The 13,847-nt window shown below is 72.7% G+C and carries 13 protein-coding genes; 10 read left to right on the top strand and 3 right to left on the bottom strand.

The window, feature by feature from the left end; all coding sequences use genetic code 11:
- The first annotated feature begins 168 nt into the window (after positions 1–168).
- From ACFZAM_RS15200 to ACFZAM_RS15180, 5 genes are all read left to right on the top strand, one after another.
- Positions 169–1,134 (top strand): IclR family transcriptional regulator C-terminal domain-containing protein, encoded by a 966-nt coding sequence (locus ACFZAM_RS15200; protein ID WP_391046162.1) that lies wholly within the window; start codon positions 169–171, stop codon positions 1,132–1,134.
- Positions 1,131–2,477 (top strand): hypothetical protein, encoded by a 1,347-nt coding sequence (locus tag ACFZAM_RS15195; RefSeq protein ID WP_391046160.1) that lies wholly within the window; start codon positions 1,131–1,133, stop codon positions 2,475–2,477. The genes ACFZAM_RS15200 and ACFZAM_RS15195 overlap by 4 nt, the downstream gene beginning before the upstream one ends.
- Entirely contained in the window at positions 2,474–3,769 is a 1,296-nt protein-coding gene (locus ACFZAM_RS15190) for a hydantoinase/carbamoylase family amidase (RefSeq protein WP_391046157.1), read from the top strand. The genes ACFZAM_RS15195 and ACFZAM_RS15190 overlap by 4 nt, the downstream gene beginning before the upstream one ends.
- Positions 3,766–5,058, top strand: a complete 1,293-nt coding sequence (locus ACFZAM_RS15185; protein ID WP_391046155.1) for a dihydroorotase — start codon at positions 3,766–3,768, stop codon at positions 5,056–5,058. The genes ACFZAM_RS15190 and ACFZAM_RS15185 overlap by 4 nt, the downstream gene beginning before the upstream one ends.
- 267 nt (positions 5,059–5,325) lie before the next feature.
- Positions 5,326–5,697, top strand: coding sequence for a hypothetical protein (locus tag ACFZAM_RS15180; protein ID WP_391046153.1), 372 nt, complete (start codon positions 5,326–5,328; stop codon positions 5,695–5,697).
- A 196-nt stretch (positions 5,698–5,893) separates the two neighbouring features.
- Here the strand turns inward: ACFZAM_RS15180 and ACFZAM_RS15175 are convergent, their stop codons facing one another.
- Together ACFZAM_RS15175 and ACFZAM_RS15170 are read right to left on the bottom strand one after the other, a co-directional pair.
- Positions 5,894–6,973, bottom strand: a complete 1,080-nt coding sequence (locus ACFZAM_RS15175) for a glycoside hydrolase family 25 protein (RefSeq protein ID WP_355342638.1) — start codon at positions 6,971–6,973, stop codon at positions 5,894–5,896.
- A 516-nt stretch (positions 6,974–7,489) separates the two neighbouring features.
- Positions 7,490–8,230, bottom strand: a complete 741-nt coding sequence (locus ACFZAM_RS15170) for a methyltransferase domain-containing protein (protein WP_391046150.1) — start codon at positions 8,228–8,230, stop codon at positions 7,490–7,492.
- 131 nt (positions 8,231–8,361) lie between these two features.
- On the opposite strand from ACFZAM_RS15170, the gene ACFZAM_RS15165 reads away from it, so the two are divergent.
- The 5 genes from ACFZAM_RS15165 to ACFZAM_RS15145 all read left to right on the top strand — a co-directional run bounded on the left by ACFZAM_RS15165 (position 8,362) and on the right by ACFZAM_RS15145 (position 11,975).
- A complete protein-coding gene (locus ACFZAM_RS15165; RefSeq protein WP_391046149.1) occupies positions 8,362–9,492 on the top strand; it encodes a histidine kinase in 1,131 nt (376 codons plus the stop codon).
- Complete coding sequence (locus ACFZAM_RS15160) at positions 9,489–10,139, top strand: response regulator (RefSeq protein ID WP_391046147.1); 651 nt, start codon at positions 9,489–9,491, stop codon at positions 10,137–10,139. Before ACFZAM_RS15165 ends, ACFZAM_RS15160 begins: the two co-directional genes overlap by 4 nt.
- Before the next feature lie 260 nt (positions 10,140–10,399).
- A complete protein-coding gene (locus ACFZAM_RS15155) occupies positions 10,400–10,966 on the top strand; it encodes a DJ-1/PfpI/YhbO family deglycase/protease (RefSeq protein ID WP_391046146.1) in 567 nt (188 codons plus the stop codon).
- 128 nt (positions 10,967–11,094) lie between these two features.
- Positions 11,095–11,652: a DNA starvation/stationary phase protection protein Dps gene (gene dps, locus ACFZAM_RS15150; protein ID WP_355342623.1), complete on the top strand. Its 558-nt coding sequence runs from the start codon at positions 11,095–11,097 to the stop codon at positions 11,650–11,652.
- 44 nt (positions 11,653–11,696) lie between these two features.
- A complete protein-coding gene (locus tag ACFZAM_RS15145; RefSeq protein WP_355342620.1) occupies positions 11,697–11,975 on the top strand; it encodes a DUF6479 family protein in 279 nt (92 codons plus the stop codon).
- A gap of 124 nt (positions 11,976–12,099) precedes the next feature.
- Here the strand turns inward: ACFZAM_RS15145 and tal are convergent, their stop codons facing one another.
- On the bottom strand, positions 12,100–13,722 hold the full coding sequence (gene tal / locus ACFZAM_RS15140; protein WP_391046143.1) for a transaldolase: 1,623 nt from the start codon (positions 13,720–13,722) through the stop codon (positions 12,100–12,102).
- Positions 13,723–13,847 lie beyond the last annotated feature (125 nt).

Below are 13,847 nucleotides of genomic sequence, written 5' to 3'. Positions count from 1 at the left end.
CCGATATGTTGATTCCGTGTTACGGAATGACTCTCGCCGACACCTCAGCGGTAACGGCGGGGAAATCCAAGGGATCCAGCGGCGACCAGCGGGACGGACGCGACCTGCGCGACGATGCGATCCAGGCGATCTGCGGGATCAACGGGATCAACGGGATGGGGACACCTCATGAAGAAGACCGGCGCCCAGCGACCACGGTCTGACAAGTCCGCTGCGGAGACGGCGGGTTCGGACAAGCCGGGTCCGGAGCGGTCGGGCGCAGACAAGCCGATGCACGTGGTGGTGCGGGCCCTGTCGGTGCTCACCCACCTGTCCGCGTACCGCCAGGGCCTCACCCTCCAGCAGCTCCACCAGCAACTGGAGATCCCCGTCGGCAGCATGCACCGGGTGATGAGCACCCTGGAGCACACCGGCTTCGTCAGCCGGTCGCCCACCACCAAGCGGTACGTGCTCGGCCCCAACGCGCTCGAACTCGGCCATGTCGAGGACTACGAGCCGTTCGTGATCCAGCCGCCCTCGGCGCTGGTGGAGGCCGAACGGCGGTGCGGGGAGAGCGTGGTGCTCACCCAGTTGATCGACGGCCGGGTGGTGGCGGTGTCCATCGCGGGCACCAAGCGCCCGCTGCGGCTGTTCGTCAGGCTCGGCCAGGAGGTGCCGCTGCACGCCGCCGCCTCGGCCCGCGCGATCCTCGCCTACCAGGACCCGGCCTTCGTCGAGACGCTGCTGTCGTCCTACCCCCGCGCGTCCTTCACCTCCGGCACCGTCCGGGAGATCAACCGGCTCATCGACCACCTCGCCGTGGTCCGCCAGCGGGGCTTCGACGTGTGCGACAACGAACTCGACGAGGGCGTCTGGGCGGTCTCCGCGCCGGTCCGCAGCGGTCCGTCCGGACGGGTCAGCTCGGCCGTCACCGTCTGCGCGGCCTGGTCGCGGGTCGCCGATCCGGCCGACCGTGCGGTCAAGGCACGGATCGTGCTGGACGCGGCGCAGGCGCTGTCGCGCGAGCAGGGGTACGAGCGGCCCTTCGCGCCGGACCCGACCCAGGAGCAGCTCGTCGCACTGATGCAGGCCGACAGCACGTCGCCGGACGTCTTCGTCCCGCGGCCCTCCTTCGCGGGAGGGGACCGGCCATGACGGCGGAAGCGGGAGCCGGGGCGGGGGTCGGGGCGGTCTCCACGGCGCCGGTGGTCGCGGCGGCCGGGGCGGTCTCCACGGCCACGGCGGTCGCGGCGGCCGGGGCGGAGGCGGTCGCATCGCGCGGCGTGGCGGAAAGCCGGTCGCGGGTCGGCGCCCGGGTGCTTCCCGGTCTCGACCGGGCGCCGGGAGTGCTGGCGGACGAGCTGGCCGGGGATCTGGCCGCGGCCGGGTACGCCGCAGGTGACGCCGCCGCCGGTGACGCTGTCGGCGACCGGGGGAGTGGCTCGGGCTGGCTGGACCGGCCCGCGCTGCTGCGCCGGCTCGCCGCCGCCCTGGCCGTCGAAGTCCCCGCCACCGCCGACCGGTTGGTGGCGGCGGGGCCCGGCGCCCAGGCTCTGGGCGCGGCTGTGTCGCTGGAGACGGGACTGCCGTTCGCGGCCCTCGTCGCGGGCGCCCCGCCGTTCGGCGTGATCCACCCGGGCGAGACGGTCGTCGTGATCGCCGTCGACGCCGCCTCGGCCGCCGGAGCGCTGCCGCTGCTGCGCGAGGCCGGAGCCCTGCCGCACAGCGCGGCCGTGGTGGTCGCGCCGTCCGGGGAACCGCCCGCCGGCCTCGGCCTCCACACCGCCCTCGTACGGCGGACGGCGACCGGCTACGCACCCGTCGGGCCTCTCGGCCCGCTCGAAGTGGTCACCCCCGCAGGCCCCGCAGGCCCCGCAGCCCTCGCCGGACCCGCCGGACCCGCCGGACCCGCCCCGAAACCCACTGCCCGGCAGGAGAACCGTACGACCCGACAGGAGAGCGCCATGCCCACCAGCCCCCTTCCGCATCCCCCCGCCCCGCCGGCCCCGGCCGCCAAGTCCCCCGCGGAGCCCGCGGATTCGACGACGGGCACCGGTGCCGCTCTGCTCGCCGACGACCCCGCCACCGTGGAACGGGCGGGCGCGGCGCTGGCGGAACTGGCCGCCCGCTACCGCCCCGAGGCCGTCGTGAGCTGGAACGCGACCGCCGACGTACTGCTCACCCATGTGGTCGCCCACACCCTCGGGCTGCCGCGCCGGGTCGTGGTCGAGGACCTCGGACGGCTGATCGTGGAGGACGTGCTGCCCGGCGAACGCACGGTCGTGGTGGCCCGGGGCGGCGTCGACAGCGGCGGCCCCGGAGCCGAACTCGCGCCGCTGGTAAGGGCGGTGACCGGTCACGGCGGCCGGGTCGTCGCCGTCTGCTCGCTCGCCCCGCTCCTCGGGGCGGCCCCCGACGGCGTGGACGTGGTCAGCCCCGGGAACGGCGGAGCCGACCGTGACAACGGCCGCACCGGCCACGACAGGGACGAAGCGTGAGCACCGGGACGGCCCAGCCGGCGACCGCCGACCTGCTCGACGGGGTCGACCTCGGGCGGATCGACGCTCATCTGGCGGGCTTCGCCGCGCTCACCGAACCGGGGCCCGGCTGCACGCGCCTGGCGTACAGCCCGCTGGAACGCCAGGCGCACGCGGTGTTCGCCGCCCACATGACGGCCCTCGGGCTGACGGTCACCACCGACCACGCGGGCAACACCGTGGCGGAACTGCCGCCCGCCGGGCCGAACACGGGCTCCGGCGACGCACGCGCGCTGGGCACCGGCTCGCATCTGGACACCGTGCCTCAGGGTGGCGGCTTCGACGGCATCGTGGGCGTCGTCGCGGCCATGGAGGTCGCCGAGATCGTGGTCCGGCAGGAGGCCGCCCACCGTCGACCGTGGCGGTTCGTGGCGTTCGCGGCCGAGGAGGGCGCGCGGTTCGGGCAGGCGTGCAACGGCAGCCGGATGGCGGCCGGGCTGACCGGCGCGGCGGATCTCGCGGGGCTCACCGACCGCGACGGCGTGACGATGGCCGACGCGATGGCCGCCGTCGGGCTGCGGCCGGACCTGGTGGACGCGTCGCGCTGGCGGCCCGAGGAGTGGTTCGCCTTCGTCGAACTCCACATCGAGCAGGGCGAGGTGCTGCGGTCGCAGGGGGTCGACCTCGGCGTGGTCGACGTGATCTCCGGCAGCACCCGGCTGCGGGTGCGGGCCGAGGGCCGCGCCACCCACTCCGGCGGCACCCCCATGCACCTGCGGCGCGACGCCCTGGTGGCCGCCGCCGAGTGCGTGGTGCTGGGCGACCGGCTCGCCCGCGACCCCCGGCACCACGGCGTACGGGTCACCGTCGGCCGGCTCCGCGTCGAGCCCGGCTCGATCACCACGGTCCCGGGGTCGGTCGAGTTCTTCGTCGACGTACGCGACGTGGACTCCGTCCGCCAGCGCGACACCGCCCGTACCCTGGCCGCCGAGTTCGCCGCGCTGGCCCGAGACCACGGGGTCGCGCTCACCACGGAGGTCATCGCCGATACCTCACCGGTCATCCTGCCGGGCTGGGTCGCCGACCACATCCGCCATGCCTGCGCCTCCCTGGGCCTTCCGTACCGCGTCCTGCCCAGCGGGGCCAGCCACGACGCGCAGCAGATCGCCCATGTCATCCCGACCGGCCTGCTTTTCGTCCCCAGTGACGACGGACTCAGCCACGTCCCCGCCGAGTTCACCCCTACGTCCCAGATCGCCTCGGGCGTCCGTACCCTCCTCGCCGCCCTCCACCGGCTCGACGGCACCTCGTGAACACGACGCCGGGGCACGGGACATGGCGGGTGGAGCGGGTCGGCGTCGCCGGGCGGACGGGGGTCTTCGACCTCACTGTCGAGGACGGGGTGATCCGGGCCGTGGACGCGGTGGCCGGGGAGCCGACAGGCGGGACGGTGCTGCCCGGGCTGGTCGATCTGCACACGCATCTGCGGGAGCCGGGCGGAGAGGAGGCGGAGACGCTGGCGTCCGGGGCCGTCGCGGCGGCGGCCGGAGGGTTCACCGACGTCTTCGCGATGGCGAACACCTCACCGGTCACGGACACCGTCGCGCGAGTACGGGAGGTACGGCGGCGGGCCCGGGGGCTCGGCGTACGCGTCCACCCGGTGGCGGCGGCGACGGCCGGTCTGGCCGGAGAGGCGATCGTGGACGTGGCGGCGTTGGCGGCGGCCGGGGTGACGGTCTTCTCCGACGACGGCAAGTGCGTGAACGACGACAATCTGGTCCTGGAACTGCTGACGGCGATGGCCCGGTACGGCACCGCGTTCGCCCAGCACGCGCAGAGCGCCGCCATCGTCCGCGACGGAGTCGTCAACGCGCCGGTCGCCGCCGGTCTCGGCGTGCCCGGCTGGCCGGGCGCGGGGGAGGAGGCGGTGATCGGCCGGGACCTGGCGCTCGCCGCCGCCACCGGTGGACGGCTGCACATCTGTCATGTCTCCACGGCGGGTTCCGTCGCGCTGGTACGGGCCGCCAAACGCGAGGGCCTGTCCGTGACCGCCGAGGTGACGCCCCATCACCTGATGCTCACCGACACCCAAGCCGCCGAGCGGGGACCGGCGTTGAAGGTCAACCCGCCGCTGCGGTCGGCCACCGACGTGGCCGCGGTGCGCGCGGCGCTGCGCGACGGCACGATCGACGTCGTCGCCACCGACCACGCTCCGCACCCGGCTCGAACGAAGACCTGTTCCTGGCTGAGCGCCGCCTTCGGCCTGACCTCGTTGGAGACGGCGCTGCCGGTGGTGGCCGAGGTGTTCGCGGACCCGGCCACCAGGGCGGTGGACTGGACCGCGGTGGCGCGTGTGATGTCCACGGCCCCGGCCGCGATCGGCCGGATCGCCGACCTCGCCGGCCGCCCGGTCGCGGTCGGCGAACCGGCGACCTTCTGTGTCGTCCGGCCGCAGGCATGGCGGGCCGAGCCCGCCACCTGGCTGAGCCGGTCGGCCAACTCCCCTTTCCACGGCCGGGACTTCGCACACAAAGTCACCCTGACCGTCCTGGAAGGCCGCCCCACCCACGGCAGCCTCACCCCCGACCCCCCACGCCCATGAGCCCGCCGCGACGCAGCAGCCCGCTCGCGGAGCCTCCTTCGTCTCCGCGGTGACCCGGATCCGGCCACTCCCGCGACATCAGCGCCTGGAGGACTCCGCCCGCAGGAGCTGGCGTTGCCTCGCCGGGGACGGCGTTGTGCGGATGCCGTATTACGGTGCCCGTAGGTTCCACGAAGGGGCCCGTGTCGTGAGCGACCGCCGCGGTGAGACGTTCTTGCGGCGGGCGGATGGAAGCGACGTAGCCCGAGCGGCGGAGATGGGGAGCGGATGACTCTGAAGGCGGGCCAGCGGGTGGTGCTGGCAGCGGACACCAGACTGACCGATTCGGCGGAGGTGTCGGGGGTCGTGATCGGGTTCCTGTCTTTGGCCGCGGGCACAGGCGGGGCCGTCGAGCAGGTGGTCGCCCACCGGGACGAGAGCGACGAGGTGCGCGAGTACGAGCGGCTCAAGTCGCTGCTCGACGCCTTCGGAGGCGAGATGCCGACGGAGAGCAGGAGGCAGCTCGAAGAGAAGGTCGGCTCTCTGGAACCCGCGTGGACCGCCTTCCAGGAACAGCCGCCTCTCGTGAGCGTGCGGGTCCGCTTCGACAACGGGTTCATCCTCGACGGGGCCCACGAGGCTCTCTTCGTCCCCGCCTGACGCGTCACCCGATCCGGGTCATGCGCAGACCGTGCACGGGCGGGACTCGGAGGGCGGGGTCCACGACCGGCTCTGGCGTTCTTCGCTGACGCGCGGTCGGACATCACCGTTCCCCGGCTGACGTACCGGCCGCCCCCGTGCCGCTGGCCGGTACGTCGGGTCTTGAGGGGTCCGGGGGAGCCCCCCGCGCGAGGGGTCAGTCCCAGGCGTTCTGGTTGAGGAAACGGGCGACGCCGCGCCAGGAGTTGGGGCCCATCACGCCGTCGATCGGGCCGGTGTAGCCCCACTGCGCGGCGAGCCGCTGCCAGGCGGCGTACGTGTTGACGCCGGGCACGCCGTCGACGGGACCGGCGTAGCCGAAGTGCGCCTTCAGGTACCGCTGGAGGGCCGCGTAGGTGTTGACGCCGGGCACGCCGTCGACCGGACCGGTGTAACCCGAGGTGAGGGACAGCCACTTCTGCGCGCGGCTCCAGAACACCGGTCCCGGTACGCCGTCCTGCTCCGTCGTGGTCTTCGGCAGACCTCCGCCTCCGCCGCCCCCTCCTCCGCCCCCGCTGCCCGGAGCGACCAGATCGAACGCCGAGCCGCGAGCGAGATTGTGGTCCACGTTCCGGATGCCGCCGATGGAGCCCACGGAGGTGTACTGGTGGACCGCCCAGTCCGGGTACGCGCCGCCCAGCTCCGGTTCGCCTTGCCGCGTACCGTTGTTGGAGCCGTACGCGGCCACCCACAGCTTGGCCCCGGTGGCGATCGTCTGGCCCCAACTGCCGCCGCGCAGATTCGCGGCGCCGATGTAGAACCAGGGCACGCACGTACCGACCCTGGCCTGTACCTGCCGGAACCAGGCGGCGACCTGGCCGTCGTTCCACAACCCGGTGGAGTCGTCCAGCACTTCGTCGTCCAGGGCCAGTACGTCGCCCTGCCGGTAGTCGTGCAGGTGGTCGACGAAGTAGTTCGCCGCGTCCGTCGGCGCCTGGAAGTCGCCGGACAGCCAGTAGTGGCCGACCCGCAGTCCGGCCGCTCGCGCGCTGTCCACTTGGGCCGTGTAGTACGGGCTGACGTACGGTCCCTCGCTGAGCTGGCTGCCGCCGGTCTTGGCGATGGCGAACTGTTGGCCCTGGTTGCGGGCCAGCGCGAGGTCGATGCCGCCTTGGGTGGTCGCGACGTCGATTCCGTACGAATCGGCCGCGGCGGACGCGCTTCGTGCGCCCAGACCCAGACCTGCCGGGGCGAGCGTGCCTACGGCGAGGGCGCGTATCAGCGTTCTCCTGCGCATGTTTCCTCCGTGACGGTGGGGACGAGAGGGGCTGTCGAACTTTCGTTCCCTACCCACGATTGGGTCCGCGCAGTTCCTCGCGCCCCTGCGAAGACGGGGCTCGGGCAGAGTTCTGGATTTCCGAACTAGCGCGGGAGCGAGGCGAGTTGGCGCTTCCTACGGTCACGGTGGAGGGCGGGGGCGCGGGGGAGGGCGGGGCGGAGCGGGCCGTGGAGCCCTCGAGTCCACGAAGGGCCGCAGGACGCGGTCGTAGTTCGCCAGCGCGGTCGGCAGGTCGTGCTGGAGGAGCAGGCGGACGCGGGGGCGCCGGACGTTGTCCCCGTCGTCACTCACGAGGAGGCGTTCGAGGCGGGCCTCACGCTCATCCTCGGGCGCCTCGATCAACCGGCGGGAGACCCCTGTGTGTTCGAGGGCCCCTTGCGGGGCCGGCTCCGGTCGCTTCCGCGGGCGGAACGGGCGTTGGCGGTCGCGGGATATGACGCGACGATCCGGCGACGCGCCAACTGGGCTCTCCGGTCAGGGAGTTGGCTGAGACGTCGTGGCCGGGACGGGCGATGCCGCCGCCGGGGCGGACACGTCGGCGGGTCGGCACAGCCGCCAGACCCTCGCCGGGGGCAGGTTGCCCCACACGGTCCGGCAGCCGGTGGCGTACTGGTCCTGGTATCCCGCGAGGACCTCTTCGACGGCACGGTGGCGGCGGGCTTCGCGGCGGGTGGCGGTCAGGGCGCGGGCGTAGCGGGTGCCGCGGTAGGCGAAGTACGTGAGCGTGCCGCCGGGCCGGAGCAGTTCGATGTACCGGTCCATGATCGTCGTGACGTGCGCCGGGGTGAAGTTGGTGAACGGCAGCCCTGAGACGATCACGTCGTAGCGCCGGTCGGTGTCGAGCTGTTCGACGAAGGCGTGATGGACGCGAATCCGTTCGCTCCCGTCCGCCGGAAGCGGATGGGAGCTGACGAGGCGTCGCAGTTGGGAGGCGAAGCGGGAGTTGGCCTCGACGATGTCCAGGCTGCTGCCCGGGGAGAGGCGGGGGAGGAGCGTGCGGGTGACGGAGCCGGTGCCCGCGCCCGCCTCCAGGACGTTCAGGGGCCGCGCTCCGTATTCGCCCGCGGGATCAGTGAGCAGACGGGCCAGAGCCTTGCTGCTGGGAGCGATGGCGCCGGTGGTGCGCAGATCGCGGGCCGCTTCGAGCAGGAACATCCAGCTCTCCGCTTTGCGCCGCGCGGGGGCACGGTGGTGTGAGGTGGTCCAGTCGTCCATGTCCGAGACGCTAGAGACGCCTTCAGCCGCGCATATCCTCCCTTGTGCGGCCGTCCTCCCCTACCAAAGGTGGAGGTCGGCGTAGCCGAACGTCGGACGACAGGCATCCGGGCGCGTGCCACGCTCTGCGGGTGAACGGGGAACAGGGGCAGGGATGGGCGGTCTACGGCCGCTACGGCTTGGTGGCGTTGCTGGCTCTGGCGGCTTTCCGGAACGAGGCGTTGAGCGCTGAAGGCCGGTACGCGCCTGCCGGCGGTGCGGCGGCCGTGGTGTGCGGGCTGGCGCTGCTGCGCCGGGCGCCCTGGTGGCTCGCTCCGGTGGTGACCACGGCGGCGGCGGGGGTGTGGGGATGGCCGCTGCTGCCGCTGCTCCTGCTCGCCCTGTTCGACCTCGCCGCGCACCGGCACGTCGTGGCGGCTGTGACCTGTTCGGCTGTGGCGCTCTCGGTGAGCGCCGTGCTCCACCCGGCGGTCTCCCTGTGGCGCCCGCAGCAGTACGGCTCCACGGTGCTGGCGGTGGTGGGAGGGCTGTGGATGGGCAGTCGGCGACGCCTGGTGAAGGCGCTGAACACACAGGTGGAGCATCTGCGGACCGAGCGGGAACTGCGCGAGCAGGCCGTACGCATGGCCGAGCGTTCCGCCATCGCCGCCGAGATGCACGACGTACTCGCCCACCAGCTCAGCCTGATCGCCCTGCACACCGGCGTGCTCGCTGCCAGGAAGGATGTGCTGCCCGCCGCACTCGTCCACCGCCTCACCCTGTTGCGCACCGCCTCCACCCATGCGCTGACCGACCTGCGTGACGTGCTGGGCGCCTTGCGTACCACCGACGTCCCCCACGGTGCCGAACGGCCGGCGCCGGTCCTGCGTGATGTCGAGGAGATGATCGGGCAGGCGCGGACGGCCGGGCAGCACATCGACACCGTCATCGAGGGCAGGCCGGAACAGGCCCCGTCGGCCCACAGGCTGGCGGTCTTCCGCCTGGTCCAGGAAGCCCTGACCAACGCCCGCAAACACGCTGCCGACGCCCCCGTCCGCGTCCGTATCGACTACGGGCCGCCCGCCACCGTCGTCGAGGTCACCAACACTCCCGGCGGGCGCGGCGAGGCGACGGCGCCCTCGGGGTTCGGCCTTGTCGGGCTGCGCGAGAGGGTCGAAGCACTCGGCGGACACCTGAATGCCGGGCCCGGCGGCAGCGGTTCCTGGCGGCTGGCCGCCCGGATACCGCACCGCGCCGCCGCGCCGAACGGTCCCCGCGCGTGATCCGCGTCATGGTCGTCGACGACGACGCACTCGTCCGCCTCGGACTGACCGACCTCCTCGACGGCGACGAGGCCATCGAGGTCGTTGCCCAGGCCGCTGACGGGCTCCACGCCATCGAGCAGGCCACCGCCCACCGCATCGACATCGCCCTGGTCGACATCCGGATGCCCCGCATGGACGGCATCGTCGCCACCAAGCGGTTGCGCGCCTTGCCCCACCCGCCCAAGGTCATCTCGCTGACCACCTTCGACCTCGACGAGTACGTCTACAACGCGCTGGCCGCGGGCGCCGACGGCTTCCTGCTCAAGGACACCGACCCCGCCGAGATCCTGCGCGCCGTCCACCTCGTCGCCGCCGGCTCCGCCTTGCTCCATCCCGCCGCCGCTCGCCGTCTCATCGACTGCTACCACCGCACCAACCGGCCTCGGGCCGCCCAGGCCCGGACGCGGATCGACCCTCTGACCCCGCGGGAGAAGGACGTGCTGGCCCTGCTCGCCGAGGGGGACACCAACGCCGACATCGCGAACGCGCTCGGCATGCGGGAGAGCACCGTCAAGTCCCACGTCAGCCGCATCCTGACCACCTTGCGCGTCACCAACCGGGTGCAGGCCGCACTCCTGGCCCGCGACGCCGGCCTCGCGCCGTGAGCCGTGAGCCGTGAGGTCCAGCGCGGCCGTCCGGGGGAGGTGCCGCCGGGTCCCGCGCACCGGGCGTCGCACTCCCTCGGCCCTCGGCCGCGTGCCCGCGAGGGGAGTCCCGGAGGACGTCCGACCACCCGGATCGCCGCAATATCGCGCCATTCGGGCAAATCGGTGAGCATTTCGAGGCATTAAAGCTGGTGAAGGGGTAGCCGCACATCGAGCCCGGGGGGCCACCAGCACAAGAAGCGCGTAAGGAAGGAACCGCCATGGCGGTCAGCAATCTGAAGGACCGGAGCGTTCTGGCGATCGTGACGAACTACGGCGTCGAGCAGGACGAACTCGTCGTCCCCGTGGAACACCTGCGGGCGGCGGGCGCAAGAGTCGACGTGGCGGCCGTGTCCGACGAGCCGATCCGGACGCTCGTCGGCGACAAGGACCCCGGCAAAACCGTGCAGCCGACGCTGACCCTGGAAAAGGCGGACGTCACGGCGTACGACCTGCTGCTCGTACCCGGCGGCACGCTGAACGCCGACAGCCTCCGGCAGGACGAAACGGCCGTGCGGGCCGTACGGGCCTTCGCGTCGGCCAAGCGCCCCGTCGCGGCGATCTGCCACGGCCCGTGGCTCGCGGTCGAGGCCGATCTCGTCCGCGGAAAGACGCTCACCTCCTACGCGTCCCTGCGCACCGACATCCGCAACGCCGGCGGCGCGTGGGTGGACAAGCCCGTGGTGAGCGACACCGCCGACGGCTGGACGCTGATCACCTCACGCACGCCCGACGACTTGGACGACTTCCTCCGCGAGGTCGACGCAGCCCTCGTCCCGGCGCCCTGAGCCCGTCAAGCCCTGGGGCGACCCGCCCCCGCCGACCGCGCGGGGACCACTCACCAAGCCCGGCTCGTGCCTGACACGTGTCCGAGCCGAAATTCACGACCTTCTCGACCGACGAAAGCGAGACAGCCATGCCCACGCGCAAGCTTCCGAAGTACACCGTCCCCGGCCTGACCACCAAGCAGGGCGGCGAGCTCATCGGGATTCTCCAGATGCGGCTGCACGCCCTCAACGACCTCCATCTGACGCTGAAGCACGTGCACTGGAACGTCGTCGGGCCGCACTTCATCGCCGTCCACGAGATGCTCGACCCGCAGGTCGAGCAGGTCCGCGCGATGGCCGATGACGTCGCCGAGCGCATCGCCGCGCTCGGTGGTGTCGCCCTGGGCACCCCGGGCGCCCTGGTCAGTGAGCGGACCTGGAACGACTACAGCATCGGCCGCCAGGACGCCATCGCCCACCTCGGCGCCCTCAACCTGGTCTACAACGGTGTCGTCGAGGACGTCCGCAAGGCGATCGAGGTGGCCGGCGAGATCGACCCGGCCACTGAGGACCTGCTGATCGGACAGCTCCGCGACCTGGAGCAGTTCCAGTGGTTCGTCCGGGCGCACCTGGAGACCACCGGCGGCACCCTCGTCACCGACGGCGCCGCCACCGAGAAGGGCGCGGCCGGCAAGGCCAAGGGCTGACCGCTCGTCACCGCCGGACAGCCCCAGAGCAGGAGACAACCCTCATGACATCCACCCACTACCTGGCAAGCTCCGGGGTTTCCGGCAGCCTGCTCATCCTCCTGGCCGCGATCGTGGTGGCCGCGGTCCTCCTGGGCGGCTTCTGGTACGGCAGCCGCCGTATGCGCTCCCGCCGGACCGCCGCCCCGGCCGTACGTCCCGATCCCGCCGCGCCGAACGGGCAGCCGGATCCCGCCGCCTCGGCCGACGCACAGCGCGGCCGGACGTGGCAGACCATCGATGACGACCCCGAGCAAGGCGCCCCTCACCGTCAGACGCGGTGACGGGCGGCCTTCCCGGCCCGTACCCGCGCCCGCCGTCGCGGACGTCGGGACGTAGAACGCCGAACCCCGCATCCGCCTCACGGCAGGTGCGGGGTTCGGCGTTCTCGGCGATGACGGCCGGGGGCTACGGGAGGGCGCGGGCGGCCGCGGCCAGACGCAACTCCTCCAGTACGGCGCTCTGGTGCTCGGCGCGCTCCAGCAAGGTGTCCAGGTGCTCGGGGTACAGCCGGGGCTCGGTCTCGGCCAGAGTGCGCAGGGTGCGCCAGCAGGCCGCCTTGCCCGCAACACCCAGGCACATGGATTCCAGCTCCAGCAGGTCGCTGAGCGGGGATCGCGTGAAGAGGTGTCCGTTGGGCTTGAGGCGGCCGACCTTCTCCGCCACCCATCCGATGGCGACCTTCGAGCGGTCGGGGGACACGTCCAGATCGGTCATGATCTGGATCAGCGAGTCACGGTCCTGTTCGATCTGGCGGGCCAGCTCCGCCAGTTCCGGGCCGCCGTCGCGGTCCTTCTGGGTCTGCGCCGCCCGGCGGAAGAGCTCCAGTCCGCCGGTCGCGCCGGACAGGTGGTCGTTGAGATAGATCGCCAGCAGACCGGCTCCGCCGGAGGCGGACGCGGCGGCGGCGGTGGCGCCGCGCATCTCGTTGTCCACGGAGGCGCCCAGTTCGGTCCAGCTGTCCTCGAACTTGGTCAGCCCTTCGCGCTCCAGGGTGTCGGTGACATCCGCGAAGTCGACGCCGACCCGCGCCAGCGCCTCGAAGTGGGCGGTCGCCGCGGTGTACTCCTCGCCGGTCGGCGGGTGGGCCGGAAGGGCGCCGTGGTCGGCGAACGCTTCAAGGGTCGTGCCGGGCATGGTGTTGACGGTGCCCGCGATGACGAGTTCGCCGACGTACATCGTGTCGGGGTAGTCCGGGTTCTTGACCCCGGTGGACGCCCACAGGGGGCGCTGCGGGCGGGCTCCGGCGGCGGCGAGCGCCTGCCAGCGCGGCGCGGCGGTCATCTCCTCGTAGGCCCGGTACGCCAGCCGGGCGTTGGCGACGGCGGCGGCGCCCCTGAGGTCGCGGGCCTCGGGGGTGCCGAGCGCGTCGAGCCGGGCGTCCACCTCGGTGTCCACGCGCGAGACGAAGAACGAGGCGACCGAGTCGATGGCCGCCAGATCGAGACCCGCCTCACGGGCCTGTTCGAGGCCGCTCTGGTAGGCGTCCATCACCGCGCGGTAGCGGTCGAGGGAGAAGATCAGCGTGACGTTGACGCTGATGCCCCGGGCGACGGCGGCGGTGATCGCGGCGAGACCCTCGCGGGTGGCCGGGATCTTCACCAGGAGATTCGGCCGGTCCACGGCCTCCCACAGCTTGCGTGCCTGCTCGATCGTGGCGTCGGTGTCCCGCGCCAGCCGGGGGTCCACCTCGATCGAGACCCGCCCGTCGGTACCACCGGTGCGCTCGTGCACCGGGGCGAAGAGGTCGCAGCCGGTCCGGACGTCATCGGTGGTCAGGGCGAAGACGGCCTCGTCCACGCTCGCGCCCTCGGCGCCCAGGCGCCGCAGTTGCTCGCTGTAGCGGTCCCCCTTGGACAGCGCGGAGGCGAAGATCGTGGGGTTCGTCGTGACCCCCACCACGTGCCGGTCCGCGATCAGCCGCTTCAGCTCACCACCGGCGAGCAGCTCGCGGGACAGGTCGTCCAGCCAGACCGAGACTCCGGCCGCGGAGAGTTCGGCGAGCGGATCGGATGCGACGGGAACAGACATTGCGGGACCTCCATAGGGGCGCTGCGCCGAACGACGCGCGGTGTACGCGGTGCGCGTACCGGCCCGACGCCCGGGGACGCGGGGTTCGTACATGTACGAGGGGCAGGCAGAGCGCCGTGCGCCGG

Origin of the sequence: Streptomyces sp. NPDC008079, assembly GCF_042957385.1 — a bacterium.
In the GTDB taxonomy this organism is placed as follows: Bacteria; Actinomycetota; Actinomycetes; order Streptomycetales; family Streptomycetaceae; genus Actinacidiphila.
Note: the sequence above shows the minus strand (reverse complement) of the source record. Positions and strands in the feature narration are given on the sequence as shown.